21 protein-coding genes are annotated in these 26,465 nt (G+C 72.5%); 19 read left to right on the forward strand and 2 right to left on the reverse strand.

Features of this window, described 5'->3' with window-relative positions; genetic code table 11:
* Positions 1-317: 317 nt before the first annotated feature.
* Positions 318-866, reverse strand: coding sequence for a beta-class carbonic anhydrase (locus tag ABT092_RS11795; protein WP_351242521.1), 549 nt, complete (start codon positions 864-866; stop codon positions 318-320).
* A 452-nt stretch (positions 867-1,318) separates the two neighbouring features.
* Here ABT092_RS11795 and rsmH point away from each other — a divergent pair, with 452 nt between their 5' ends.
* The 16 genes from rsmH to ABT092_RS11875 all read left to right on the forward strand — a co-directional run bounded on the left by rsmH (position 1,319) and on the right by ABT092_RS11875 (position 19,964).
* A complete protein-coding gene (gene rsmH, locus ABT092_RS11800; RefSeq protein WP_351242523.1) occupies positions 1,319-2,404 on the forward strand; it encodes a 16S rRNA (cytosine(1402)-N(4))-methyltransferase RsmH in 1,086 nt (361 codons plus the stop codon).
* Positions 2,405-2,447: 43 nt separating this feature from the next.
* A complete protein-coding gene (gene ftsL / locus ABT092_RS11805; RefSeq protein ID WP_351242525.1) occupies positions 2,448-3,011 on the forward strand; it encodes a cell division protein FtsL in 564 nt (187 codons plus the stop codon).
* Positions 3,012-3,369: 358 nt separating this feature from the next.
* On the forward strand, positions 3,370-5,319 hold the full coding sequence (locus ABT092_RS11810) for a peptidoglycan D,D-transpeptidase FtsI family protein (protein ID WP_502968424.1): 1,950 nt from the start codon (positions 3,370-3,372) through the stop codon (positions 5,317-5,319).
* A 67-nt stretch (positions 5,320-5,386) separates the two neighbouring features.
* Entirely contained in the window at positions 5,387-7,177 is a 1,791-nt protein-coding gene (locus ABT092_RS11815; RefSeq protein WP_502968419.1) for a UDP-N-acetylmuramoyl-L-alanyl-D-glutamate--2,6-diaminopimelate ligase, read from the forward strand.
* 4 nt (positions 7,178-7,181) lie between these two features.
* Complete coding sequence (locus tag ABT092_RS11820) at positions 7,182-8,618, forward strand: UDP-N-acetylmuramoyl-tripeptide--D-alanyl-D-alanine ligase (protein WP_351242529.1); 1,437 nt, start codon at positions 7,182-7,184, stop codon at positions 8,616-8,618.
* Complete coding sequence (gene mraY / locus ABT092_RS11825) at positions 8,615-9,688, forward strand: phospho-N-acetylmuramoyl-pentapeptide-transferase (RefSeq protein WP_351242531.1); 1,074 nt, start codon at positions 8,615-8,617, stop codon at positions 9,686-9,688. Before ABT092_RS11820 ends, mraY begins: the two co-directional genes overlap by 4 nt.
* On the forward strand, positions 9,670-11,136 hold the full coding sequence (gene murD / locus ABT092_RS11830) for a UDP-N-acetylmuramoyl-L-alanine--D-glutamate ligase (protein ID WP_351242533.1): 1,467 nt from the start codon (positions 9,670-9,672) through the stop codon (positions 11,134-11,136). The genes mraY and murD overlap by 19 nt, the downstream gene beginning before the upstream one ends.
* 117 nt (positions 11,137-11,253) lie before the next feature.
* Complete coding sequence (ftsW, locus tag ABT092_RS11835; RefSeq protein ID WP_502968425.1) at positions 11,254-12,591, forward strand: putative lipid II flippase FtsW; 1,338 nt, start codon at positions 11,254-11,256, stop codon at positions 12,589-12,591.
* Between the two features lie 6 nt (positions 12,592-12,597).
* Entirely contained in the window at positions 12,598-13,692 is a 1,095-nt protein-coding gene (gene murG, locus ABT092_RS11840; protein ID WP_351242535.1) for an undecaprenyldiphospho-muramoylpentapeptide beta-N-acetylglucosaminyltransferase, read from the forward strand.
* 15 nt (positions 13,693-13,707) lie between these two features.
* On the forward strand, positions 13,708-14,541 hold the full coding sequence (locus tag ABT092_RS11845) for a cell division protein FtsQ/DivIB (RefSeq protein ID WP_502968420.1): 834 nt from the start codon (positions 13,708-13,710) through the stop codon (positions 14,539-14,541).
* 276 nt (positions 14,542-14,817) lie between these two features.
* Entirely contained in the window at positions 14,818-16,047 is a 1,230-nt protein-coding gene (gene ftsZ / locus ABT092_RS11850; protein ID WP_351242537.1) for a cell division protein FtsZ, read from the forward strand.
* A complete protein-coding gene (pgeF, locus tag ABT092_RS11855) occupies positions 16,047-16,793 on the forward strand; it encodes a peptidoglycan editing factor PgeF (RefSeq protein WP_502968426.1) in 747 nt (248 codons plus the stop codon). The genes ftsZ and pgeF overlap by 1 nt, the downstream gene beginning before the upstream one ends.
* Before the next feature lie 6 nt (positions 16,794-16,799).
* A complete protein-coding gene (locus ABT092_RS11860) occupies positions 16,800-17,519 on the forward strand; it encodes a YggS family pyridoxal phosphate-dependent enzyme (protein WP_351242539.1) in 720 nt (239 codons plus the stop codon).
* A 136-nt stretch (positions 17,520-17,655) separates the two neighbouring features.
* The gene (locus ABT092_RS11865) at positions 17,656-18,306 is read left to right on the forward strand and encodes a cell division protein SepF (protein WP_351242541.1); all 651 of its coding nucleotides are present in this window, start codon (positions 17,656-17,658) and stop codon (positions 18,304-18,306) included.
* 72 nt (positions 18,307-18,378) lie between these two features.
* Positions 18,379-18,657 carry a YggT family protein gene (locus ABT092_RS11870; RefSeq protein WP_351242543.1) on the forward strand — a complete coding sequence of 93 codons (279 nt, stop codon included), beginning with the start codon at positions 18,379-18,381 and terminating at the stop codon, positions 18,655-18,657.
* Between the two features lie 68 nt (positions 18,658-18,725).
* Positions 18,726-19,964 carry a DivIVA domain-containing protein gene (locus ABT092_RS11875; RefSeq protein ID WP_351242545.1) on the forward strand — a complete coding sequence of 413 codons (1,239 nt, stop codon included), beginning with the start codon at positions 18,726-18,728 and terminating at the stop codon, positions 19,962-19,964.
* 128 nt (positions 19,965-20,092) lie between these two features.
* Here the strand turns inward: ABT092_RS11875 and ileS are convergent, their stop codons facing one another.
* A complete protein-coding gene (gene ileS / locus ABT092_RS11880; protein ID WP_351242547.1) occupies positions 20,093-23,260 on the reverse strand; it encodes an isoleucine--tRNA ligase in 3,168 nt (1,055 codons plus the stop codon).
* A gap of 539 nt (positions 23,261-23,799) precedes the next feature.
* On the opposite strand from ileS, the gene ABT092_RS11885 reads away from it, so the two are divergent.
* The 3 genes from ABT092_RS11885 to ABT092_RS11895 all read left to right on the forward strand — a co-directional run bounded on the left by ABT092_RS11885 (position 23,800) and on the right by ABT092_RS11895 (position 26,463).
* A complete protein-coding gene (locus ABT092_RS11885; protein WP_351242549.1) occupies positions 23,800-24,747 on the forward strand; it encodes a TraR/DksA C4-type zinc finger protein in 948 nt (315 codons plus the stop codon).
* A gap of 112 nt (positions 24,748-24,859) precedes the next feature.
* Positions 24,860-25,483, forward strand: a complete 624-nt coding sequence (gene lspA, locus ABT092_RS11890) for a signal peptidase II (protein WP_351242551.1) — start codon at positions 24,860-24,862, stop codon at positions 25,481-25,483.
* A gap of 38 nt (positions 25,484-25,521) precedes the next feature.
* Positions 25,522-26,463: an RluA family pseudouridine synthase gene (locus ABT092_RS11895; RefSeq protein WP_351242553.1), complete on the forward strand. Its 942-nt coding sequence runs from the start codon at positions 25,522-25,524 to the stop codon at positions 26,461-26,463.
* Positions 26,464-26,465: the final 2 nt, after the last annotated feature.

The raw sequence follows: 26,465 nt of genomic DNA on the forward strand, positions 1-26,465 counted from the left end.
ACCCGGGCACCACGGGTCGCGGCCGGGCCGCAACGCCGTGTCCACGCATTCTTGTGCCCGCCACCGGTCGGTGTCACTGCTGAGGGACAACGCGGCCCGGCGGACGGGGTGGACGGGGAGTCGCGTCGTATGCCCCCGCTCGTGGTGCTCCGAGGGTCTCAGCGTAGGCCGTCCCGGGTGTCCGTGCGGCCCGCGGCCGGTCCTCGGGACGGATCGCCCGTTCGGCGGGGCGGCCACGGCGGGGGCGGACGCGCCCGGTCGGACGGCGGGGCGCATCCGGTCGGGGCGGGTGCCGCGCGGGCGCGGCACCCACCGGGTCAGGTCGGGTCGATCTCGCGCAGCAGCCCGGTGCGGACGTCGAAGACGAAGCCGCGCACGTCGCCGGTCTCCACCAGGAACGGAGAGGTCCGCACCCGCTGCATGGACTGGCGGACGTCCTGGTCGACGTCGCGGAACGCCTCCACGGCCCAGGCGGGCCGCTGTCCGACCTCCATCTCCAGGTCGTGGCGGAACTCCTCGGTGAGGGTCTCCAGACCGCAACCGGTGTGGTGGATGAGCACGATGCTGCGGGTGCCGAGCGCCCGCTGGCTGATGGTGAGGGACCGGATCACGTCGTCCGTGACGACTCCGCCGGCGTTGCGGATGGTGTGGCAGTCGCCCAGTTCCAGGCCGAGCGCCGCGTGCAGGTCGAGACGGGCGTCCATGCAGGCCACGATGGCGACCTTGAGGACGGGGCGGGCGTCCATGCCCGGGTCGGTGAAGGCGGAGGCGTAGTCCGCGTTCGCGTGGACCAGCCGGTCGGTCACGGTCCGCTCGGCCGGTATGGCGGCTTCGGTGCCTGACGGGAAGGGTGCGGAAGTCGTCATGGTTCGACCGTAGTGGGGTGGGGGCCCCGGAGCATGGCACGGGAGTGGACAAAGAACGTCATTGCGCCTTGTTGTGACGTACCCCACACGTGTGGGGTACGTCCCGCCGAACGGGTGAGGTCCGGGGGTGCCCCGCCTTGTCATGGACGAGTCGTGAAGGTCGGGGGGAGCCCGTCCGCGACGCGCAGGCGGGTTGATTGACCGCACGACAGGGTGGACTAAAGTGACGCGAAGTGGGAGGCCGCGAGCGCTCCCCGCTGCACCAGTGGACACACCGGAGACCGGATTCGGTCTCCCCGCGCGCGCGAAGCGCTCACGTACGGCTCGGCCTCTCCCGCACCGGACGGTCGGCGCACCGGTCACGGACCCGCGCCGCCCCTCCCTCCCCGACGCACCCGCGGGCGACGGTCCGAACGCCGGCAGGGGCGCCGCGCCGGGACCTGAGAGGGCACATGCAAGGGCGCGAAGGGGACACCCCCGCATCCGAGGGCGGCACCGCCACCGGTACCGACGTCGAGGGGACCGGGGCGCCCGCCCCGCACCACCCCGCCGGCGACGAGGGGGAACGCGCCCCGGGCACCCGCCACGTCCCCGTGATGCTGCGGCGCTGCCTGGACCTGCTGGCCCCGGCCCTGAGCACCCCCTCGGCCACGCCCCCCGTGGTCGTCGACTGCACCCTGGGCCTCGGCGGACACAGCGAGGCCCTGCTCACCGAGTTCCCCGGCGCCCGCCTCATCGGCCTCGACCGGGACAAGGAGGCGCTGCGACTCGCCGGCGAGCGCCTGGCCCGCTTCGGCGACCGCGTCACGCTGGTCCACGCCGTGTACGACGAACTCCCCGAGGTCCTCGCCCGCCTCGGCACCCCCCGGGTCGCGGGCGTCCTGTTCGACCTCGGGGTCTCCTCCATGCAACTGGACGAGGCCGACCGCGGCTTCGCCTACGCCCAGGACGCCCCGCTCGACATGCGCATGGACCAGACGACCGGCATCAGCGCGGCCGAGGTCCTCAACACCTACCCGCCGGGCGAACTGGTCCGGCTGCTGCGCGCCTACGGCGAGGAGAAGCAGGCCAAGCGGATCGTCTCCGCCGTGGTGCGGGAACGCGAGAAGGAACCGTTCACCCGCAGCGCCCGGCTGGTCGAGGTGATCCGCGCGGCGCTCCCGCAGGCCGCGAAGCGCACCGGGGGCAACCCCGCCAAGCGCACCTTCCAGGCGCTGCGCATCGAGGTCAACGGCGAACTGTCGGTGCTGGAACGTGCAGTCCCCGCCGCCGTCGCCGCCCTCGCGGTCGGCGGCCGGATCGCCGTCCTGTCCTACCACTCGCTGGAGGACCGCCTGGTCAAGCAGGTCCTCGCGGCCGGCGCCACCACCACCGCGCCCCCCGGGCTGCCCGTGGTGCCGGAGCGCTACCAGCCACGGCTGCGGCTGCTCACCCGCGGGGCCGAACTGCCCACGGAGGCCGAGGTCGCCGAGAACCGGCGGGCCGCGCCGGCCCGGCTGCGCGGTGCCGAACGCATCCGCGAGGACGACGCAGGATGACCCGCGGGGCGAGCGGCCCTGCCGCACGGCCGGGGAGGGGCGAGTGACCAGAGGACCGGAACTGCGCGGTCGGGCCGCCCGACTGGCCCGACTGCTGCCCGCCGGGCCGAGCCGGGCCGCCCGCACCCCGTTCGTCCTGCTGATGACGCTCCTGCTCGGCGGCGGTCTGATCACCCTGCTGCTGCTGAACTCCTCGCTCAACGAGGGGTCCTTCCGGCTGAGCGAGCTGAAGCGGGAGACCACCGAACTGACCGACGAGGAACAGGCCCTGCAACGGGACGTGGACGCCCACTCCGAGCCCGGCGCGCTCCGGGAACGGGCCCGGAAGCTCGGCATGGTGCCCGGCGGCAACCCGGCCTTCCTCGAACCGGACGGCACGGTGCGCGGCGTCCCCGGCGAGCCCGGGGGAGTCTCCCCGAACGCCGGGCGCGACCCGGACCCCACCACCACGGGGTCCGCCGCGCCGGGCGCACCGACCACCCCCGCCGCGCCGACCGGCGCGCCCGCGCCCTCCGCACCGGCGGGGGCCCCGCCCGGGGCCTCCCCGTCCGACCCCACGGCGAGCCCGGCTCCGTCCGGCCCCGACCCGACGACCTCCGGCAGGTGACCCGGTGACCGACAGGGAACCCCCGCGACGCCGGGTGCCCGGCCCCTCCCGCCCGGACCGCCGCCCCCGCCGCGACCCCGGGGAACGCCTCTCCCACGACCCCCGTCGCCCGGCCCGCCCGGACCGGGCCCGGCAGGACGGCGCGGACCGCCCCGCCCACGGGGACCGGCGCCCGTCCGGCGAGGCCGAACCGGCGGGCCCCGGTCGCCCCGACCGGGGCGGGACGGACCGCGTCGAACGCCCCGAGCGGGCCGAGCGGGCCGAGCGCACGGACCGCCCCGTCCCCGGCGGCGACCGCTCCGCCCGCAACCGTCCCTCCGCACCCCGTCGCGCCGTCGCGTCCGACCGCGCGCACGGCATGGCGGAGGAACCCGCCGCCGCAGTGCGCCCCCCGCGGCGCCCCCGCGCCGGCGCGAACGGCTCCGGGCCGCCCCCGCGCGGCCCCCGGCCGGCCAAGCCGCTGCGGCTGGGCCGCCCCCGCCCCCGACTGCGCATGATCAGCGTGGCGATGAGCCTGGTCATGATCGCCTTCGTGGTGCGGTTGCTCCAGGTCCAGGCCGTCGACGCGAGCGAGTACTCCGCCAAGGCCGAGGCCAACCGCTACCTCACCCGGATCGTCGCCGCCGAACGCGGCGGCATCACCGACCGTGCCGGCGTCGCCCTGGCGACCAGTGTCGACGCCTACGACATCACCGCCGACCCGTTCATGTTCACCCCCGAGGAGACCGGCATCCCGGACGCCGCCGCCCAGGCGGCGGCGCTGCTCGCGCCGATCCTCGGACAGGACGCCACCGAGCTCACCAAGAAGCTCATGACGCCCAAGACGCGGTACGTGGTGCTGGCGCGCCGTCAGACCCCCCAGGTCTGGAACCAGATCAAGGACCTCAAGAGCACCCTCGCCGACAAGGTCCGCGCCAGCGCGCCCACCGGCCGGGAGGAGGGCACCCGGGGCACCAAGGAGGCCAACGTCCTCGCGGGCGTCTTCCAGGAACCCACCAGCAAGCGGATCTACCCCAACGGCGACCTCGCGGCCGGCCTCCTCGGCTTCGTCAACGCCGAGGGCCGGGGCGGCGGCGGGATCGAGCAGCAACTCGACGAGCGGCTCGCGGGCCGCGACGGGGAGGTCACCTACGCCCAGTCCGGCGGCCGTCAGGTCCCCACCGCGGGCGGCACCGAGACCCCGGCCGTCCCCGGCTCCGACGTCGAACTGACCATCGACCGGGACATCCAGTGGGCGGCCCAGAACGCCATCGCCGAGCAGGTGAAGAAGTCCAAGGCGGACCGCGGTTACGTCATCGTCCAGGACACCCGCACCGGCGAGGTGTTGGCCATGGCCAACGCCCCCGGCTTCGACCCGGGCGACCTCACCGCCGCCGGCTCCGCCTCGCTCGGCAACGCTGCGCTCCAGGACGCGTTCGAGCCCGGTTCCACCGCCAAGGTGGTGTCCATGGCCGCGGTGCTGGAGGAGAACGCCGCGACCCCGTCCACCAAGGTGACCGTCCCCAACCGGCTGCACCGCGGCGACCGGCTCTTCCAGGACGACGTCGACCACCCCACCTGGTACCTCACGCTGAACGGCGTGCTCGCCAAGTCCAGCAACATCGGCACCATCCTGGCCACCGGCCAACTCGGCAAGACCCAGCCGCAGGCCAACCGGGTGCTCCACTCGTACCTGCGCAAGTTCGGCCTCGGCAGCCCCACCGGCCTCGGGTTCCCCGGCGAGACGCCCGGCATCCTCGCCGCCCCCGACAAGTGGTCCACCTCGCAGCAGTACACGATCCCGTTCGGCCAGGGCGTCTCCATCAACGCGATGCAGGCCGCGTCGGTCTACTCGACCATCGCCAACGGCGGGGTCCGCATCGAGCCCAGCGTGGTGCGCGGCCACCGGGGCCCCGACGACCGGTTCGTCCCCGCGCCGGCGCCGAAGGAGACGCGGGTGGTCAGCGAGCGCACCGCACGCACCCTCTCCCAGATGCTGGAGTCGGTCGTCGACGACGAACAGGGCACCGGCGTCAAGGCCCGCATCCCGGGCTACCGGGTCGCGGGCAAGACCGGCACCGCCAACCGCGTCGATCCGGCCACCGGGAAGTACCGCGGCTACACCTCCTCGTTCGCCGGGTTCGCCCCCGCCGACCAGCCGCGGGTCACCGTCTACTGCGCGATCCAGAACGCCACCAAGGGCAGCTACTTCGGCGGCCAGATCTGCGGGCCCGTCTACAAGGAGGTCATGGAGTTCGCCCTGAAGAGCCTTCAGGTCCCGCCGACCGGCACCCCGCCCGCGCGGCTCCCCGTGACGTTCGAGCCCTGACCGGTCCGGCGGCCCCGGTCCGCGTCCCCGCCCCGCCGCACCACCCGAGAGCCACCAGGAACTGCCCGTGACAACGATCACCCCCCCTCCGGGGAACCGACCCGGCACCCCCGCCCGGCACCAGGGACCCGCGTCCGCGACCGGCACATCCGCCGCGACCGTCGCGAACCGGCCATTTAGCCCCGAGGACGGTGTGCCGGGTACGCTCACCGCCGTGTCACACGCCGATCCCCCGCACCTCCCCCAGAAGGGCGCTTCCGTGAGCTACCCGGGACCGCCGCGACCGGTCCACGTCTCCCCGACCCCCCTGGCGGAACTGGCCGATCGGCTGGGCCTCGCGGCCCCCGCCGAGGGAGAGGTCACGGGCATCACCCACGACTCCCGGGCGGTCCGCCCCGGCGACCTCTACGCCGCCCTGCCCGGAGCCCGCCTGCACGGCGCCGACTTCGCCGGCCAGGCCGCCGACCTCGGGGCCACGGCCGTCCTGACCGATCCCACCGGCGCCGACCGGGCCCGGGCCACCGGCCTGCCGGTCCTCGTCGTCGAGGACCCGCGCGCCCGGATGGGCGCCCTCGCCGCCGCCCTCTACGGGCACCCCGGCGAAGGACTCCTCCAGATCGGCATCACCGGCACCTCCGGCAAGACCACCACGGCCTACCTGGTGCAGGGCGGCCTGGACGCGGCGGCCGGCGGCGAGAGCGGACTCATCGGCACGGTGGAGATGCGGATCGGCGCCGAACGCGTCAAGTCCGAACGCACCACCCCCGAGGCCACCGACCTCCAGGCGCTGTTCGCGGTGATGCGCGAACGGGGCGTCGAGGCGGTGGCGATGGAGGTTTCCAGCCACGCCCTCGTCCTGGGCCGGGTCGACGGTTGCGTCTTCGACGTCGCGGTGTTCACCAACCTCAGCCCGGAGCACATGGAGTTCCACTCCGACATGGAGGACTACTTCCGGGCGAAGGCGGGGTTGTTCACCCCGCAGCGCAGCAAACGCGGGGTCGTCAACCACGACGACCCCTACGGCCGACGACTCGTCACCGAGGCCGGCGTCCCGGTGGTCACCTACTCCGCCGAGGGCCACCCGGACGCCGACTGGCGCGCCGCCGACGTCGAGATCGGCCCGCTCGGCTCCACCTTCACCGTCCTGGGCCCGCACGGCGAGCGGGTCGACGCCCGGGCGCCGCTGCCCGGCGCGTTCAACGTGGCCAACACCCTGGCCGCGATCGTCACCCTGGCCACCGCCGGCCTCGACCCGCACGCCGTGGCCGAGGGCATCGCGGCGGTGCCCGGAGTGCCCGGCCGGCTGGAGCGCGTGGACGCGGGCCAGCCGTACCTGGCCGTCGTCGACTACGCGCACAAGACCGACGCGGTCGAGTCGGTGCTGCGCGCCCTGCGCAAGGTCACCGAGGGCCGGCTGCACGTGGTGCTCGGCTGCGGCGGGGACCGGGACGCCACCAAGCGCGCCCCGATGGGCGCCGCCGCCGCCCGACTCGCCGACACCACCCTGCTGACCTCCGACAACCCCCGCTCCGAGGACCCCCTCGACATCCTCGCCGCCATGCTCCGCGGCGCCGCCGCGGTGCCCGCCCACGAGCGCGGCGAGGTACGGGTGTACGAGGACCGGGCCGAGGCGATCGCCGCGGCCGTCGCCCTCGCCGCGCCCGGTGACACCGTGCTGGTCGCCGGCAAGGGCCACGAGCAGGGCCAGGACATCGCCGGCGTGGTGCGCCCCTTCGACGACCGGCACGTGCTGCGGGACGCCATCGAGTCGGCCCGGGCCACCCGGCGCACCGCCCCGTCCGCCGGGGCGCCCGGCACCACCCAGCACAGCGAAGCGACCCAGCAGACCCAGGGATGAACACGTGATCGCCCTCTCCCTCGCCGAGATCGCCTCCGTAGTCGGCGGGCAGCCCCACGACATACCGGACCCCTCGGTACGCGTCACCGGACCCGTCGTCCGGGACTCCCGGGACGTGGTTCCCGGCAGCCTCTTCGTCGCCTTCGCCGGCGAGCGCGTCGACGGCCACGACTTCGCCGCCCGGGTGGTCGACGCGGGCGCCGTCGCGGTCCTGGCGGCCCGTCCGGTCGGCGTCCCCGCGATCGTCGTGGACGACGTCCAGCGGGCGCTCGGCGCCCTCGCCCGGGCCGTCGTGGACCGGCTCGGTGCCACCCTCGTCGCCCTCACCGGCTCCGCCGGCAAGACCAGCACCAAGGACCTCCTCGCCCAGGTCCTCCAGCACCACGGCCCCACGGTCTGGACGCCGGGCTCCCTCAACAACGAGATCGGCCTGCCGCTCACCGCGCTGAGCGCCACCGACGACACGCGCTACCTCGTCCTGGAGATGGGAGCGCGCGGAATCGGCCACATCCGCTACCTCACCGAACTCACCCCGCCGCGCATCGGACTGGTGCTGAACGTGGGCTCCGCGCACCTCGGCGAGTTCGGCGGGCGGGAGCAGATCGCCGAGGCGAAGGGCGAACTCGTCGAGGCGCTGCCGACCGCGGCCGAGGGCGGGGTCGCCGTCCTCAACGCGGACGATCCGCTGGTCCGCGCGATGGCCGCCCGGACCAAGGCCCGCGTCCTCCTGTTCGGGGAATCCGACGAAGCGGACGTACGGGCCGAGAACGTTCGGCTGACCCCCTCCGGACGGCCCTCCTTCAGGCTTCACACACCCTCCGGGTGCGAAGACGTGACCTTGCGCCTGTACGGTGAGCACCACGTGTCGAACGCGCTTGCCGCGGCGGCCGTCGCCCACGAGCTGGGCATGCCCGTGGACGAGGTCGCCCGCGCGCTCTCCGGAGCGGGCACCCTCTCCCGTTGGCGGATGGAGGTCACCGAACGCCCGGACGGGGTGACGGTGGTCAACGACGCCTACAACGCGAACCCCGAGTCCATGAGGGCCGCCCTGCGCGCGCTGGTCGCGATGGGGGGCGGTGTCCGGGACCGCGGGGGCCGCACGTGGGCGGTGCTCGGTGCGATGGCCGAGCTCGGTGACGAGGCGCTCGCCGAGCACGACGCGATCGGACGGCTAGCCGTCCGGCTCAACGTGAGCAAGCTCGTGGCAGTCGGGGGCAGGGAAGCGGCCTGGCTGCGCATGGGCGCCTATAACGAGGGTTCGTGGGGTGAGGAGTCGGTGCACGTGTCCGACGCACAGGCGGCGATCGACCTATTGCGCGGGGAACTGCGACCGGGGGACGTCGTCCTCGTGAAGGCATCCAGGGCGATCGGCCTGGAACGAGTGGCCCTGGCGCTGCTCGACGACAAGGCGAGCGGCGAGGGCGAGGTCGCCGCCCGATGATGAATCAGATCCTGTTCGCCGGCGTCATCGGCCTGTTCCTGACGCTCGTGGGCACCCCGTTGCTGATCAAGCTGTTGGCCCGCAAGGGCTACGGCCAGTACATCCGCGACGACGGCCCGCGCGAGCACCACAGCAAGCGCGGCACCCCGACCATGGGTGGCATCGCCTTCATCCTGGCGACGCTCATCGCGTACTTCCTCAGCAAGCTCATCACCGGAGCGCCCATCACGCTCTCCGGGCTGTTGGTGCTCGGTCTGATGGCGGGCATGGGCCTGGTCGGCTTCCTCGACGACTACATCAAGATCGTCAAGCGGCGTTCGCTGGGTCTGCGGGCCAAGGCCAAGATGGCCGGACAGCTCATCGTCGGCATCGCCTTCGCGGTCCTGGCGCTCCAGTTCCCCGACAACCGCGACCTCACGCCGGCCTCCACCAAGCTCTCGTTCATCATGGACTTCGGCTGGAGCATCGGCCCCGTGCTGTTCGTGGTGTGGGCGCTGTTCATGATCCTCGCCATGTCCAACGGCGTGAACCTCACCGACGGCCTCGACGGACTCGCCACCGGCGCCTCCGTGATGGTCTTCGGCGCCTACACCTTCATCGGCGTCTGGCAGTACCAGGAGTCCTGCGCCAACGCGGGCGACCTGACCAACCCGGGCGCCTGCTTCGAGGTCCGCGACCCGCTGGACCTCGCGGTGGTGGCCGCCGCCCTGATGGGCGCCTGCTTCGGCTTCCTGTGGTGGAACACCTCGCCCGCCAAGATCTTCATGGGCGACACCGGTTCGCTGGCGCTCGGCGGCGCCCTCGCCGGCCTCGCCATCTGCTCCCGCACCGAGTTCCTGCTCGCGCTGCTCGGCGGCCTGTTCGTCCTCATCACCATGTCGGTCGTCATCCAGGTCGGCAGCTTCCGGCTCACCGGCAAGCGCGTCTTCCGGATGGCACCGCTCCAGCACCACTTCGAACTCAAGGGCTGGTCCGAGGTCCTGGTGGTGGTCCGCTTCTGGATCATCCAGGGCATGTGCGTGATCGTCGGACTCGGCCTCTTCTACGCCGGATGGGCAGCAGAGAAGTGACCGAGCAGCAGGCGCGCCCCGCGGACTCCTTCGCGGGGCAGCACATCACCGTCGCCGGCCTCGGCGTGAGCGGCCTCAGCGCCGCCCGCGCCCTGGCCGGCCTCGGCGCGCACGTCACCGTCGTCGACGGCGGGGACTCGCCGGCCCGGCGGGAGACGGCCGCGGCCCTGGCCGACGAGGGCGTCACGGTCCGCCTCGGCGACGCCGACACCCTGCCGGAGGGCACCGACCTGGTGGTCACCTCGCCCGGCTGGAAGCCCTCGGCACCGCTCTTCGCGGCGGCCGCAGCGGCCGGCGTCGACGTGATCGGCGACGTGGAGGTGGCCTGGCGACTGCGCGGCCCGGCCGCCGCCCCCTGGCTCGCCGTCACCGGAACCAACGGCAAGACCACCACGACCCGGATGCTCGGCGCGATCCTGCGCGCGGCCGGACTGCGCACCGCCGAGGTCGGCAACATCGGCACCCCGATCGTCGACGTGATCCTGGACCAGGAGCGCGCCGGGGGCGAGGCGTACGACGTGCTCGCGGTCGAACTCTCCAGCTACCAGCTGCACTGGGCGCCCTCGCTGCGCGCCCACTCGGCCGCCGTCCTCAACCTTGCCCCGGACCACCTCGACTGGCACGGCTCGATGGAGGCGTACGCCGCCGACAAGGGCCGGATCTACGAGGGCAACCGGGTCGCCTGCGTCTACAACCTCGCCGACCGGGCCACCGAGGACCTGGTCCGCGGGGCGGACGTCGAGGAGGGCTGCCGGGCCGTGGGCTTCACCCTCGGGGCGCCGGCCCCCTCCCAACTCGGCGTGGTCGACGGCATCCTGGTGGACCGGGCCTTCGTCCCCGACCGGCAGCGGCAGGCCCAGGAGCTGGCCGAGGTCGGCGACGTGAACCCGCCGGCCCCGCACAACGTCGCCAACGCGCTCGCCGCCGCCGCGCTCGCCCGCGCCTTCGGGGTGCCCGCGACGGCGGTCCGGGACGGGCTGCGGGCGTTCCGCCCGGACGCGCACCGCATCGCCCACGTCGCCGACGTGGACGGGGTCGCGTACGTGGACGACTCCAAGGCCACCAACACCCACGCCACCGAGGCGTCGCTGGCCGCCTACCAGCCGGTGGTGTGGATCGCGGGCGGTCTCGCCAAGGGCGCCTCCTTCGACGAACTCGTCGCCTCCGCCGCGCCGCGGCTGCGGGGCGCGGTCCTGTTGGGCGCCGATCGCGCCCTGATCCGGGAAGCCCTGGCGCGACACGCGCCCGAGGTGCCCGTGGTCGAGGTGGACCGGACCGACACTGGGGCGATGTCCGAGGTGGTCGAGGCCGCCCGGGGGCTCGCCCGCGCGGGGGACACCGTACTGCTGGCCCCGGCCTGTGCCTCCATGGACATGTTCACCAACTACAACGAGCGCGGGGACGCGTTCGCGGCGGCGGTCCGTGAACTCGACTCCGGCGGCGCCTGAGCCGGTCACCGTGGCCACGTGGGGCGCCCGTAGGTCTGGGAGGGTTCGCGTGAGTGCGTTGCGGCCGAAACGGTCCGGCAGTCGGGGCCCGGCGTGGTGAGCGGCGGCCGGACGCCGCTGGCGACCCGGCGGGAGGCCGGGCCGCCGAAGCCCGCCGTGCGCCGGCGCGAGTTGCCGTTGCGACGGTTGCGCGCCCGGGCCCGCCGGGCCTGGGACCGTCCGCTGACCGCCTATTACCTGATCCTCGGCAGCAGCTTCCTGCTGACGCTGCTCGGTCTGGTGATGGTGTACTCGGCGTCCATCATCCGGGCGCTGCAACTGTCGCTGCCGGGTTCGTTCTTCTTCCGCAAACAGTTGCTGGCCGCCGTGGTCGGCGCCGTCCTGCTGCTGATCGCGTCCCGGATGCCGATCAAGCTCCACCGGGCGCTGGCCTACCCGATCCTGGCCGGTGCGATCATCCTCATGGTCCTGGTGCAGGTGCCCGGGGTCGGGTTCGCGGTGAACGGCAACCAGAACTGGATCGAGCTCGGCTTCATCCAGCTCCAGCCCAGCGAGTTCGGCAAGTTGGCGCTGGTCCTGTGGGGGGCCGACCTGTTGGCCCGCAAGCACGACAAGCAACTGCTGAACCAGTGGAAGCACCTGCTGGTGCCGCTGGTACCGGTCGCCTTCATGATCCTCGGACTGATCATGCTCGGCGGGGACATGGGCACCGCGACCATCCTGACCGCGATCCTCTTCGGGTTGCTCTGGCTCGCGGGGGCGCCCACCCGGCTCTTCGCCGGGGTGCTGGCGGTCGCCCTGGTGGTCGGTGCGGTCCTGATCAGGACCAGCGAGAACCGGATGGCCCGCCTCCAGTGCATCGGCGCCTCGGAGCTGGGCGGCCCGGACGACCCCTGCTGGCAGGCCGTCCACGGGATCTACGCCCTGGCGTCCGGCGGACTGTTCGGTTCGGGGCTCGGGGCGAGTGTGGAAAAATGGGGTCAACTTCCCGAGGCGCACACGGACTTCATCTTCGCCATCGCCGGTGAGGAACTGGGGTTGGCGGGGACGCTGTCCGTCCTGGGGTTGTTCGCGGCTCTAGGCTATGCGGGTATCCGCGTGGCCGGACGCACGGAGGACCCCTTCGTGAGGTACGCAGCGGGTGGCGTGATCACCTGGATCATGGCCCAGGCCGTGATCAACATGGGTGCGGTGCTCGGCCTGCTGCCGATCGCCGGTGTCCCGCTCCCGCTGTTCTCTTACGGGAGGTCCGCCCTGCTGCCGACCATGTTCGCGATCGGCCTGTTGATCGCCTTCGCCCGGAACGAACCCGCCGCTCGGGCGGCGCTCGCCGTGCGACAGAGGGCATCGGGCCGCAAGCGGACCGCGGGAGGGGAGCCCGGAACCGACCGGGCGCCCCGGAGTTGGAACACGATGCGACGGCGCGTCAGGTCGCGCCCGTCCGGAGAGCGGTGAATTTCGGTGCATGTCGTACTCGCCGGCGGAGGTACCGCCGGTCACATCGAGCCCGCGCTCGCCCTGGCGGACGCCCTGCGCAGGCGGGATCCGAGCGTCGGGATCACGGCGTTGGGCACCGAGCGCGGCCTGGAGACCCGGCTCGTCCCCGAGCGGGGCTACGAACTCGCCCTGATCCCCGCCGTGCCGCTGCCCCGCAAGCCCACCCCCGAGCTGATCACCGTCCCGGGGCGGCTGCGCGGGACCATCAAGGCCGCGGAGCAGATCCTGGAGCGCACCCGGGCGGACGCGGTGGTCGGCTTCGGCGGCTACGTCGCCCTGCCCGGTTACCTCGCGGCCAAGCGGCGCGGGGTTCCCATCGTGGTCCACGAGGCCAACGCCCGCCCCGGACTGGCCAACAAGATCGGCTCCCGGTACGCCGCCCAGGTCGCGGTCTCCACCCCGGACAACAAGCTCCGCGGCGCCCGCTACATCGGCATCCCGCTGCGCCGTTCGATCGCGACCCTCGACCGCGCGGCCGTGCGCCCGGAGGCCCGGGCCGCGTTCGGGCTCGACCCCAACCTGCCGACCCTGCTGGTCTCGGGCGGCTCGCAGGGCGCCCGTCGGCTCAACGAGGTCGTCCAGCAGGCCGCCCCGTACCTCCAGCAGGCCGGCATCCAGATCCTGCACGCGGTCGGTCCGAAGAACGAACTGCCGCGCGTGGACAACATGCCCGGGATGCCCCCCTACATCCCGGTACCGTACGTGGACCGGATGGACCTCGCGTACGCCGCGGCCGACATGATGCTCTGCCGCGCGGGCGCGATGACCGTCGCCGAACTCTCCGCGGTCGGACTCCCCGCCGCCTACGTCCCGCTGCCCATCGGCAACGGCGAACAGCGGCTCAACGCCCAGCCGGTGGTCAAGGCGGGCGGCGGGCTGCTGGTCGACGACGCGGAACTGACCCCGCAGTGGGTGCAGGGCCACGTCCTGCCGGTGCTGGCGGACCCGCACCGGCTGTACGAGATGTCCCGGGCCGCCTCCGAGTTCGGCCGCCGGGACGCCGACGACCTGCTCGTCGGCATGGTGTACGAAGCGATCGCGTCACGCGCCAGGGCGTGACGGAAGGCAGGGGCTGTGGCCGGACCGAAGAGCACCGACGGCGGGACAACTCCGATTGTCGGTAAGTCTGCCAAGTCCGGTGCGTCCCCGGAGGGGTCGGGGCGGTTCCGGTCGCTGGTGCACCGGCTGACCGGGCGACTGCCCCGGCTCCGGGTCCGCACGGTGGTGCTCTCCGCGGTGGCGGTGGTGGTCCTCGTCGGGGGCGGGGTCTGGGTGTTGTACGGATCGCCGTGGTTGCGGGTGCAGAAGGTGGGCGTCTCTGGGGTCGAGGTCCTGGACGCCGACGAGGTGCGCACCGCCGCCGCCGTCCCGCTCGGCACCCCGCTGGCCTCGGTCGACACGGACGAGGTGGAGACCCGTCTCGGTCGCCTGTTGCCCCGGATCGACCGGATCGAAGTGGTGCGTTCCTGGCCCCGCGGAATCGGTCTGAAAATCGTCGAACGGAAACCCGTACTGCTGGTCGAAAAGGGCGGAAAGTTCATCGAAGTGGACGAGGGGGCGGTACGTTTCGCGACCGTCGACCGTGCGCCGTCAGGCATCCCCGTGCTGGAATTGACGCCTCGTCGGACGGTCGGGCCGCAGCGCTTCGCGGGGGAGGAACTCACCCTCGCCGCGGTGGACGTGGTGGCCGCCGTACCGACTCCGGTCGTCGGGCGGACCCGCACCGTCAAGGTGCGCAGTTACGACTCCATCACACTGGAGTTGGCCGATGGGCGGACCGTGGACTGGGGAAGCTCCGAACGGGGTGAGGAGAAGGGCGCCGCCCTCACCGCGCTGATGAAAGCCGCGCCCAAGGCCCGGCACTTCGACGTGAGCGTTCCCACCGCCCCCGCGTCAGCAGTGAGTTGACGTACAAGTGCGCAGGTCAGCACCCTGAGTGGGCAGCGCTATGGCTGATCACATAGGGTGAAAAGAAAAACGGGAGGTTCGGCGTGTTCATTGAACGCGCGCCACTTGTCGACTTAGTGTCCTGTTCGGAAGAGTCCAGGGAACAGGCACACTAGTAACCCTAAACTTCAGCGTTAGGGTTCGGGTCGGCGTTCGGACCGTCCCACATTCGGCATCAGCCGTCGCAGCGCTACACGACGAGCGACGGCACGTAAATCGAGGCGAGAGGCTCTCGACGTGGCAGCACCGCAGAACTACCTCGCAGTCATCAAGGTCATCGGTGTCGGCGGCGGTGGTGTCAATGCCATCAACCGGATGATCGAGGTCGGCCTCAAGGGTGTCGAGTTCATCGCCATCAACACCGACGCGCAGGCGTTGTTGATGAGCGACGCCGACGTCAAGCTCGACGTCGGACGCGAACTCACCCGGGGACTGGGCGCCGGGGCCAACCCGGCCGTCGGCCGCAAGGCCGCCGAAGACCACCGCGAAGAGATCGAGGAGGTCCTCAAGGGGGCCGACATGGTCTTCGTCACCGCCGGCGAAGGCGGCGGCACCGGCACCGGCGGCGCACCCGTCGTCGCCAACATCGCCCGCTCGCTGGGCGCGCTCACCATCGGCGTGGTCACCCGGCCCTTCACCTTCGAGGGCCGCCGCCGCGCCAACCAGGCGGAGGACGGCATCGCGGAGCTCCGCGAAGAGGTCGACACCCTCATCGTCATCCCCAACGACCGACTGCTGTCCATCTCGGACCGTCAGGTCAGCGTCCTCGACGCCTTCAAGTCCGCGGACCAGGTCCTGCTCTCGGGCGTCCAGGGCATCACGGACCTCATCACCACCCCCGGCCTCATCAATCTGGACTTCGCCGACGTGAAGTCCGTGATGTCCGAGGCGGGTTCCGCGCTGATGGGCATCGGCTCCGCCCGCGGCGACGACCGCGCGGTGGCCGCCGCCGAGATGGCGATCTCCTCGCCGCTGCTCGAAGCCTCCATCGACGGCGCCCGCGGGGTGCTGCTCTCCATCTCCGGCGGCTCCGACCTCGGCCTCTTCGAGATCAACGAGGCCGCCCAACTCGTCAGCGAGGCCGCCCACCCCGAGGCCAACATCATCTTCGGCGCGGTCATCGACGACGCCCTCGGCGACGAGGTGCGGGTCACCGTGATCGCCGCGGGCTTCGACGGCGGACAGCCGCCGGCCAAGCAGCACGGCGGCCTCGGCAGCGCCAGCGCCAAGCGCGAGGAGCCCGCCCCGGTGCGCTCCGCCGAATCCACCCGCCCCGCCTTCGGCGGCCTCGGCAGCGTCACCCCGCGCGAGGAGCAGGCGAAGCCGGAGCCGGTCGGTTCCCCGGACGCCCCGGCCGTGGGTGACTACGCGTCGGCCGCGGCCGGTTCGGGCCTCACCCCGCAGGTTCCGCCCGCGCGGTACGACAGCGCGGCGGAGGAGCTGGACGTACCGGACTTCCTCAAGTGATAGGACGATCCGGAGAGGTGGTCCCGGACCGGATCACCACCAGCGGCGCGCACTTCGCCTTCACCGACCGGTGGGGCGGGGTGAGCGCCGCTCCGTATGAGGGGCTGAACCTCGGCGGGGCGGTCGGTGACGACCCCGCCGCGGTCCGGGCCAACCGTCGCATCGCCGCCGGGCACCTCGGGTTCGACCCGGCCGCCGTCATCTGGATGGACCAGGTGCACGGCAAGGAGGTCGCGGTGGTTGACGGCCCCCGGGGTGAGGCGCCGGCCCCTCGGGTTGACGCCGTGGTCACCGCCCGCCGCGGGCTCCCGCTCGCCGTCCTGACCGCCGACTGCGTGCCCGTCCTGCTCGCCGACCCGGTCGCCGGGGTCGTCGCCGCGGCGCACGCCGGCCGTCCCGGCCTGGTCGCCGGGGTGGTGCCGGCGGCCGTCGCCGCCATGGTCGAACTCGGTGCGCTGCCGTCCCGGCTGCTCGCCCGCACCGGACCCGCGGTCTGCGGGGGGTGCTACGAGGTGCCCGAGGCGATGCGGGCCGAGGTCGCCGCCGCCGTGCCGGCGGCGCACGCGGAAACCACCTGGGGCACGCCCGCCGTTGACGTGGTGGCCGGGGTGCACGCCCAGTTGGAGCAGCTCGGAGTGCGCGATCGGAAGCGTTCCGGGGCGTGCACCCGGGAGTCGCACGACCACTTCTCGTACCGCCGCGACCGCACCACCGGTCGGCTCGCGGGCTACGTCTGGCTGGACTGAGAGGGCATGACGGACCGCAAGGAACAACTCGCTGCAAACCTGGCGAAGGTGGAGGAACGTATCACCGCCGCCTGTACCGCGGCCGGCCGGGACCGGTCGGAGGTGACCCTCGTCGTCGTCACCAAGACCTATCCGGCGAGTGACGTTCGCCTCCTCGTCGACCTCGGCGTGCGCCACGTGGCGGAGAACCGGGACCAGGACGCCGCGCCCAAGGCCGCCGCCTGTGCGGACGCTCCGTTGACCTGGCACTTCGTCGGACAGTTGCAGACCAACAAGGTCCGCTCGGTACTGGGTTACGCCGCCGAGGTGCAGTCCGTCGACCGCGCCCGGCTGGTCACCGCGCTGTCCCGGGAGGCGGTCCGCACGGGTCGCGAGGTCGGCTGCCTGGTCCAGGTGGCCCTGGACGCGGACGAGGGCGCGCGCGGTGAGCGCGGTGGCGTCGGGCCGGACGGGGTCGGCGAGTTGGCGGACCTCATCGCCGCCGCCGAGGGCCTGCGGCTGGACGGGCTGATGACCGTCGCACCCCTGAGCGGTCCCTACGCCGGACGGCAACGCGCCGCTTTCGGGCGGTTGATGGATTTGTCGACTGCGCTGCGCTCGGAGCATCCTGCTGCGAACATGGTGTCCGCGGGGATGAGCGGGGACCTCGAAGAGGCCGTTGCGGCCGGAGCGACACATGTGCGCGTCGGGAGTGCGGTACTCGGAGTCCGTCCCGGGCTCGGGTAACGTCACCAAGAGTCGGACCACAGTAGAAAATATGGTCTTTTCCGCCGATCGGGCGGAAAGGGCACGTGGATCGCGGAACTTGGTAGGCGTCAGCCGATCCGCACGCCGATCCACCACAGAGCGGAGGGTTAAGAGAATGGCCGGCGCGATGCGCAAGATGGCGGTCTACCTCGGCCTCGTGGAGGACGATGGGTACGACGGCAGGGGTTTCGACCCCGACGACGACTTCGAACCCGAACTGGATCCGGAGTCCGAGCGGGACCGTCGGCGGCACGACACGCCGCATCAGTCCCATCAGGGTCATGAGCCGCTACAGTCCCAACGGGACGAATCGGTACGAGTGGTGCAACCCCCGGTGCAGCGCGACCCCGTACCCCAGTCCGCCGCACTCGCGGTGGAATCGGCACGCCCCGCGCGCATCGCGCCCGTGTCGTCCATCACACCCGATCGACAGAACGTGGAGAAGAACGCACCGGTGATCATGCCCAAGGTCGTGTCCGAGCGGGAGCCCTACCGGATCACCACGCTGCACCCGCGGACGTACAACGAAGCCCGTACCATCGGCGAACACTTCCGTGAGGGTACGCCGGTGATCATGAACCTGACCGAGATGGACGACACCGACGCGAAGCGACTTGTCGACTTTGCCGCTGGCCTCGTCTTCGGTCTGCACGGCAGTATTGAGCGCGTGACCCAGAAGGTGTTCCTGTTGTCTCCTGCTAACGTCGACGTCACGGCGGAGGACAAGGCTCGCATCGCAGAGGGCGGGTTCTTCAACCAGAGCTGAGACACGGGACCGGTCGCTGACCGATAATCCGGTACGACACCGGCACGGAACAGGGGAGAGGGAAAGCACGAGATGCACGTGTTCTTGGACGTGATCTACATCGCGCTGACGTGTTACCTCATCGTCCTCATCTTCCGGTTGGTCATGGACTACGTCTTCCAGTTCGCCCGCTCGTGGCAGCCGGGCAAGGTGATGGTGGTGCTGTTGGAGGCCACCTACACACTCACCGATCCACCGCTCAAGCTGTTGCGACGGTTCATCCCACCCCTGCGTCTCGGGGGCGTGGCGCTCGACCTGTCCTTCTTCGTTCTGATGATCATCGTCTACATCTTGATCTCCGTCGTGAGGTGACTGTGAACGATGACGGTCCCCGCTGACGCGGGGGTTGATCCCGCCGACGACTACGCTGAGGTAAAGAGATGCCATTGACCCCCGAGGACGTGCGGAACAAGCAGTTCACGACCGTCCGCCTTCGAGAAGGCTATGACGAGGACGAGGTCGATGCCTTCCTCGATGAGGTCGAAGCCGAACTGACCCGCCTGCTCCGCGAGAACGAGGACCTGCGCGCCAAGCTGGCCGCGGCCACCCGTGCCGCCGCCCAGAACCAGCAGCAGGCCGGAATGCGCAAGCCTCCGGAGCAGCAGCAGGAGCGACCGGGTCCGGTGCCCGCCGCCATATCGGGACCGCAGCCGGTGCCGCCGCAGCAGCAGCAACCGCAGATGGGCGGCCCCATGGGCGGCCCCCCGCAGTTGCCGAGCGGCGCACCCCAGCTGCCCGCAGGTCCCGGCTCCCCCATGCAGCAGGTCCCCGGCCCGATGCAGCAGCAGGGTCCCGGCCCCATGCAGCAGGGTCCCGGCCCCATGCAACAGGGTCCCGGTCCCATGCAACAGGGCCCCGGTCCCATGCAGCAGCAGGGTCCCGGCCCCATGCAGCAGGGCCCGGGTCCGATGCAGCAGGGTCCCGGCCCGATGCAGCAGATGGGCGGCCCCATGGGCGGTCCGATGCAGCAGATGGGCGGCCCCGGCCACGGTCCGCAGATGGGACAGCCCGCGCAGGCTCCCGGTGGCGACAGCGCCGCCCGGGTTCTCTCGCTGGCCCAGCAGACCGCCGACCAGGCGATCGCGGAGGCCCGTTCCGAGGCCAACAAGATCGTCGGCGAGGCCCGTAGCCGCGCCGAGGGTCTGGAGCGGGACGCCCGCGCCAAGGCCGACGCGCTGGAGCGGGACGCGCAGGAGAAGCACCGCGTGGCGATGGGCTCCCTGGAGTCCGCCCGCGCCACGCTGGAGCGCAAGGTCGAGGACCTGCGCGGCTTCGAGCGCGAGTACCGCACCCGCCTGAAGTCGTACCTGGAGTCCCAGCTGCGCCAGTTGGAGACCCAGGCCGACGACTCGCTGGCGCCGCCGCGGACCCCGTCCGCCGCTTCGCTGCCGCCGTCGCCCACGCCGTCGATGGCGCCCGCGGGTGCGGCAGCCCCCGCCTACGGTGGACCGTCCATGGGTGGTGCCCCCGCTCCCGGTGGCCCCTCCTACGGCGGACAGCAGCAGATGGCGCCCGCGATGACGCAGCCGATGGCTCCGGTCCGGCCGCAGGCGCCGCAGCCGATGCAGCAGGCTCCCTCTCCGATGCGGGGCTTCCTCATCGACGAGGACGACAACTGACGGGTCGACGACCCGACAGCAAGGGCGGGGCCCCCGGTGACACCGGGGGCCCCGCCCTTTTCCCGTCCGTGCTCCGGGGGCACGAGAGGGGGCGCGCCGCGCCCCGAAGGACGCGCCCCCGTCCCGGCTCAGACCTTGCGCAGACCGAAGGTCAGCGACAGCCCGGCGTCCGTGAAGACGGGGGCCTCGGGCTCGGCCCGGAGGAACTCGGTGGCGAGCACCTCGTCCGCGATGAGCCCGGCGTGCTCCGTCAGGGCGCCGGCCACCTGCTCGTCGGTGGCGTTCCAGCGCAGCGCGATCCGGTCCGCCACGTCCAGCCCGCTGTTCTTGCGCGCCTCCTGGATCAGTCGGATGGCGTCCCGGGCCAGCCCGGCCCGGCGCAACTCCTCGGTGATCTCCAGATCGAGGGCGACGGTGGCACCCGAATCGGAGGCCACCGACCAGCCCTCCCGGGGGGTCTCCGTGATGATGACCTCCTCCGGGGAGAGGTCCACCTTCTCGCCGTCGACCTCCACGAAGGCGGTGCCCTCGCGCAGCGCCAGCGACAGCGCCGCCGCGTCCGCCTCGGCGACGGCCTTGGCGACGGCCTGCACGCCCTTGCCGAACCGCTTGCCCAGGGCACGGAAGTTGGCCTTGGCCGTGGTGTCCACCAGGGAGCCGCCGACCTCGGAGAGGGCGGCGAGCGAGGTGACGTTCAACTCCTCGGTGATCTGCGCGTGCAACTCCACCGGCAGCGAGGCGAAGCCGTTGACGGCGACCAGGGCCCGGGACAGCGGCTGGCGGGTCTTCACCCCGGACTCGGCACGGGTCGCCCGACCGAGCTCCACCAGCCGTCGCACCAGCACCATCTGCCGGGAGAGCTCCGGGTCGATGGCCGCGGCATCCACCTCCGGCCACGAGGACAGGTGCACCGAGGCGGGTGCCCCGGGGGTCACCGGGACCACCAGGTCCTGCCAGACCCGCTCGGTGATGAACGGGGTCAGGGGCGCCATCAGCCGGGTGACGGTCTCGATCACCTCGTGCAGGGTGCCCAGCGCGGCCGCGTCCCCCTGCCAGAACCGGCGACGGGAACGGCGCACGTACCAGTTGGACAGGTCGTCGACGAACGCCGACAGCAACTTGCCGGCCCGCTGGGTGTCGTAGGCGTCCAGCGCCCCGGTGACCTGGTCGGTCAGCGCGTGCAGTTCGGACAGCAGCCAGCGGTCCAGCAGCGGGCGCTCGGCCGGGGCGGGGTCGGCGGCGGACGGCGCCCAGCCGGCGGTACGGGCGTACAGGGCCTGGAAGGCGACGGTGTTCCAGTAGGTGAGCAGCGTCTTGCGGACCACTTCCTGGATGGTGCCGTGGCCCACCCGGCGGGCGGCCCAGGGCGAACCGCCGGCGGCCATGAACCAGCGCACCGCATCGGCGCCGTGCTGGTCCATCAGCGGGATCGGCTCCAGGATGTTGCCGAGGTGCTTGGACATCTTGCGGCCGTCCTCGGCGAGGATGTGCCCGAGGCACACCACGTTCTCGTACGAGGACTTGTCGAACACCAGGGTGCCGACGGCCATCAGCGTGTAGAACCAGCCGCGGGTCTGGTCGATCGCCTCGGAGATGAACTGGGCCGGGTAGCGGCTCTCGAACAGCTCCTTGTTGCGGTACGGGTAGCCGTACTGGGCGAACGGCATCGAACCCGAGTCGTACCAGGCGTCGATGACCTCGGGGACGCGGGTCGCCGTGGTCCGGCACCGGGGGCAGGGGAAGGTGACCGCGTCGATGAAGGGCCGGTGCGGGTCCAGCTCCGACTGGTCGGTGCCGGTGAGCCCGGTGAGTTCGGCGCGGGAGCCGACACAGGTGAGGTGGCCCTCCTCGCAGCGCCAGATCGGCAGCGGGGTGCCCCAGTAGCGGTTGCGGGACAGCGCCCAGTCGATGTTGTTGGTCAGCCAGTCCCCGTAGCGGCCGTGCTTGATGGAGTCCGGGAACCAGTTGGTCCGCTCGTTCTCCTCCAGCAGCCGGTCCTTGACGGCGGTGGTCCGCACGTACCAGGAGGGCTGGGCGTAGTAGAGCAGTGCGGTGTGGCAGCGCCAGCAGTGCGGGTAGCTGTGCTCGTAGGGGATGTGCCGGAAGAGCAGGCCGCGGTCGAGGAGGTCCTGGGTCAGCGCCTCGTCCGCCTTCTTGAAGAACACCCCGCCGACCAGCGGCAGGCCCTCCTCGAAGGTGCCGTCCGGGCGCACCGGGTTGACCACCGGCAGGCCGTACGCGCGACAGACCTTGAGGTCCTCCTCGCCGAAGGCGGGGGACTGGTGGACCAGGCCCGTGCCGTCCTCGGTGGTCACGTAGTCGGCGTTGACCAGGTAGTGCGCCGGGCCGGCCTCGACGGGGAACTCCATCAGGTCGAAGGGGCGCCGGTAGGTCCAGCGCTCCATCTCGGCGCCGGTGAAGCTCCGCCCGGTGGGCTCCCAGCCCTCGCCGAGCGCCTTGGCCACCAGCGGGCGGGCCACCACCAGCTGCTCCGTGCCGTCGGTCACCACCTCGTAGGTGACCTCGGGGTGCGCGGCGACCGCGGTGTTGGAGACCAGGGTCCACGGGGTGGTCGTCCACACCAGCAGCGACGCCGTGCCCGCGAGCGGGCCGGAGGTCAGCGGGAAGCGCACGTACACCGACGGGTCGACGACCGTCTCGTAGCCCTGGGCCAGCTCGTGGTCGGACAGTCCGGTGCCGCACCGCGGGCACCAGGGCGCCACCCGGTGGTCCTCGACCAGCAGGCCCTTGTCGAAGACCTGCTTCAGCGACCACCACACGGAGTCGATGTACTCGGGGTCCATGGTGCGGTAGGCGTCGTCGAGGTCGACCCAGTAGCCCATGCGGTTGGTCAGGGCGGCGAAGGCGTCGGTGTGCCGGGTCACCGAGTCCCGGCACTTGGCGTTGAACTCGGCGATGCCGTACGCCTCGATGTCCTTCTTGCCGCTGAAGCCGAGTTCCTTCTCGACGGCGAGTTCCACGGGCAGCCCGTGGCAGTCCCACCCCGCCTTGCGCGCCACGTGGTAGCCGCGCATGGTGCGGAAGCGGGGGAACACGTCCTTGAAGACCCGGGCCTCGATGTGGTGGGCTCCGGGCATGCCGTTCGCGGTCGGGGGGCCCTCGTAGAACACCCACTCGGGGCGGCCCTCGGACTGCTCCAGGCTCCGGGCGAAGACCTCGTTCTCGCGCCAGAAGTCGAGCACCGCGTGTTCGAGCGCGGGCAGGTCGACCTGGGCGGGCACCTGCTGGTACCGGGCCGGGGCGCTGGGGGCGGGTTCGTGGTGCGGCGGGGTCATCGCGACGGCTCCTCGGGCGGACTGCTGCCTTCCGTCGGAGGGACGAGAGCCCGTGTGCGCCGACTGCGGCGCGCTCCCGCGGTACCACCCTCCTTGGCCTCCCGGCGCGGCTGCGTCGGACGGCCCCCTCATTGGGCCGCGATGCCGGTTCTACTGGCCCGGTGCCCGTGGGGCGGGGGCGTTCTTCCGGCGGCTCCGGGGAGATCTTCACGTCGCGCTCGCCCCCGGGCTCCCACCGTCCCCGGGTCGCTCTGGGCTGCGTACGCCGTTACTCGGCCCCATCCACACCTGTTCGCTCCGGCCAGTGTACGGGCCGCGACCGGGCGCGCCGAACCGGATTCCCGCACCGGCGGCCCGGGGCGGGGAACCACCCGGACGGGGCAGGGCCGCTCCGGGACCGCCCGCGGCCGGGGGCGGCGCCCGCGCCGGGTGCGCGGGGCACTGCCCCCTCCGCTTCCCGTTGCCGCCCCCTTCGTGGCGATTTATCGTCCCCAGGACGGTGCGGGAGCCAGATCGCACAGGTGTAAGGGGCCGTGGCCATGGTGGCGAGAGAGACCGGCGCGCACGACCCGCCGCCGGACGAGGAGCACGGGGCGGAGCCGACCGCGGAACGGTCGCCCGCGCAGCAGCCCGCGCGGAAGACCGCCAAGCGGACCGCGACGAAGCGTGCCGCGAAGAAGACGACCGCGGCCCCGACCGGCGGGGCACCCGACCCCGAACGGGCCGCGGCCAAGCGGACCGCCCGGAAGCGGACGGCGGCCGGTGCGTCCGGGGGAGCCGCGGTGGACGCCGGCAGCAGTAGGCGGTCCACCGCGCGGGCAGAGATGCGGAGGAAGAGCGCCGCGGCGGCGCCGCCCGAAGGGGCCGACGGGGACGGGGGAGCGGAGCGTCCGGGGCGCCGCACGGGCGCATCCGGAGGGAACGGCACGGACAGTGCGGCTGAAGTCGCGGAGATGACGGGAGTCACGCCAGTGGTCGCGAAGAGGACGCGGGGTACGGCAACGGAGCCCACGACGACGAGCACGGCGCCGCCGAAGGCGTCCGGTGCGCAACCCCCGGTGCCCAAGGCCCGGCCCGCGGGGATGGTCCCCGGTGAGCTACCGGTGCGCCCCGGTGAGGATCCGTGGACCCCGGAGGAGGCCGCCGAGGCCCGGGCCCTGCTCACCGCGGACGCGCTACGGCTGCGCGAGGAGATCGACTCCGCCGAGGCGTCCCTGGCCGGGCTGATGCGGGACTCCGGGGACGGTGCGGGGGACGACCAGGCGGACACCGGCACCAAGAACATCACCCGCGAGCACGAGCTGGCGCTGACCGCCAATGCGCGCACCATGCTGGAGCAGACCGAGCACGCCCTGGAACGGCTCGACGCGGGGACGTACGGGCTCTGCGAGAACTGCGGCAAGCCGATCGGCAAGGCCCGGATGCAGGCGTTCCCGCGCGCGACCCTGTGCGTGGAGTGCAAGCAGCGGCAGGAGCGGCGCGGCTGACGTCGGACCCGGAGCGCGCCGCCGGCCCGGGGGCCGGTCGAACGGGCCGGTCGACCGGCCGGCGCGTGCCGTACCCTCGTCCTCAGTCAGGCACCTAGGCTGAGGGACTCACGTGGCAGAGGCGGAGCGCACCATCGACACCCCGGACTCCCCGGAACCGACCGGGGCCACGCCGGCCCCCGACGGGCCGGTCGGGCAGCGGCCCGCCGCGTCCGGGACCGCGGCGGACGGGGCGGAGGGCGCCTCGCGCGGCAAGCGACGGATCGCGGTGCTCTTCGCGGTGGCCGTGTTCGCCTACGCGCTCGACCTGGGAAGCAAGCTGCTGGTGGTGGCGGAGCTGGAGCACCACCCGCCGATCGAGGTGATCGGCGAGTGGCTGCGCTTCGAGGCGCTCCGCAACCCCGGCGCCGCCTTCGGCTTCGGCGAGGCCTTCACCGTGATCTTCACCGTGATCGCCGCCGCGGTGATCGTGGTGATCGTGCGGCTCGCCCGCAAGCTCTACAGCGTGCCCTGGGCGATCGCCCTCGGTCTGCTGCTCGGCGGGGCGCTCGGCAACCTCACCGACCGGATCTTCCGCTCGCCGGGGGTCTTCAAGGGCGCGGTCGTCGACTTCATCGCGCCGAAGGGCTTCGCCGTCTTCAACCTGGCCGACTCGGCGATCGTGTGCGGCGGCATCCTGATCGTGCTGCTGTCCTTCCGCGGGCTCGACCCGGACGGCACGGTCCACAAGGACTGACGGCCCGGGGCGCCTCCCGCGTCCGTCATACTCGACGGGTGAGTGCGATTCCCGAGATCCGAACCCTGCCCGTGCCGGACGGCCTGGAGGGCGAGCGCGTCGACGCCGCCATCTCCCGGATGTTCGGTTTCTCCCGTACCAAGGCGGCCGAGCTGGCCGCGGCGGGCAAGGTGCTGGTCGACGGCTCGGCGGTCGGCAAGTCGGAGCGGGTGCACGGGGGCGCCTGGCTGGAGGTCGAGATGCCGCTGCCGCCCGCTCCCGTCCAGGTCGTCGCCGAACCGGTCGAGGGCATGGAGATCGTCCACGACGACGAGGACGTGGTGGTGATCGTCAAGCCGGTCGGGGTCGCCGCGCACCCCAGCCCCGGCTGGAGCGGCCCCACCGTGATCGGCGGGCTGGCCGCGGCCGGTTACCGGATCTCCACCTCGGGGGCGGCCGAACGCCAGGGCATCGTGCACCGCCTGGACGTGGGCACCTCGGGACTGATGGTGGTCGCCAAGTCCGAGTACGCGTACAGCTCCCTCAAGCAGCAGTTCCGCGAGCGGACCGTGGACAAGCGCTACCACACCCTGGTGCAGGGCCACCCGGACCCCACCAGCGGCACCATCGACGCGCCGATCGGCCGCCACCCGCAGCACGACTACAAGTGGGCGGTGATCGCCGAGGGCAAGCCGTCGATCACCCACTACGACCTGCTGGAGGCGTTCCGGGCGGCCTCGCTGCTGGACGTGAAGCTGGAGACCGGGCGCACCCACCAGATCCGGGTCCACATGTCCGCCCACCGCCACCCCTGCGTCGGTGACCTGACCTACGGGGCCGACCCGACCCTGGCCAAGCGGCTCGGGCTGACCCGGCAGTGGCTGCACGCGGTGCGCCTCGGGTTCGAGCACCCGGGCGAGGCGCGGTGGGTGGAGTTCGAGAGCGGCTACCCCGACGACCTCCAGCGGGCGCTGGACCGGGTGCGCGCCGAATCCTCGTGAGG

Source organism: Streptomyces sp. NPDC002490 (genome assembly GCF_040296045.1).
Taxonomy (GTDB): Bacteria; Actinomycetota; Actinomycetes; order Streptomycetales; family Streptomycetaceae; genus Streptomyces.

What these genes read in the sequence shown, in the direction of transcription:
- ABT092_RS11795 (WP_351242521.1), bottom strand. Translation starts at nt 866, where the DNA reads ATGACGACTTCCGCACCCTTCCCGTCAGGCACCGAAGCCGCCATACCG.
- ABT092_RS11810 (WP_502968424.1), top strand. Translation starts at nt 3,370, where the DNA reads ATGGCGGAGGAACCCGCCGCCGCAGTGCGCCCCCCGCGGCGCCCCCGC.
- ABT092_RS11870 (WP_351242543.1), top strand. Translation starts at nt 18,379, where the DNA reads ATGCACGTGTTCTTGGACGTGATCTACATCGCGCTGACGTGTTACCTC.
- ABT092_RS11875 (WP_351242545.1), top strand. Translation starts at nt 18,726, where the DNA reads ATGCCATTGACCCCCGAGGACGTGCGGAACAAGCAGTTCACGACCGTC.
- rsmH (WP_351242523.1), top strand. Translation starts at nt 1,319, where the DNA reads ATGCAAGGGCGCGAAGGGGACACCCCCGCATCCGAGGGCGGCACCGCC.
- mraY (WP_351242531.1), top strand. Translation starts at nt 8,615, where the DNA reads ATGATGAATCAGATCCTGTTCGCCGGCGTCATCGGCCTGTTCCTGACG.
- ABT092_RS11860 (WP_351242539.1), top strand. Translation starts at nt 16,800, where the DNA reads ATGACGGACCGCAAGGAACAACTCGCTGCAAACCTGGCGAAGGTGGAG.
- murD (WP_351242533.1), top strand. Translation starts at nt 9,670, where the DNA reads ATGGGCAGCAGAGAAGTGACCGAGCAGCAGGCGCGCCCCGCGGACTCC.
- ABT092_RS11865 (WP_351242541.1), top strand. Translation starts at nt 17,656, where the DNA reads ATGGCCGGCGCGATGCGCAAGATGGCGGTCTACCTCGGCCTCGTGGAG.
- ileS (WP_351242547.1), bottom strand. Translation starts at nt 23,260, where the DNA reads ATGACCCCGCCGCACCACGAACCCGCCCCCAGCGCCCCGGCCCGGTAC.
- ABT092_RS11885 (WP_351242549.1), top strand. Translation starts at nt 23,800, where the DNA reads ATGGTGGCGAGAGAGACCGGCGCGCACGACCCGCCGCCGGACGAGGAG.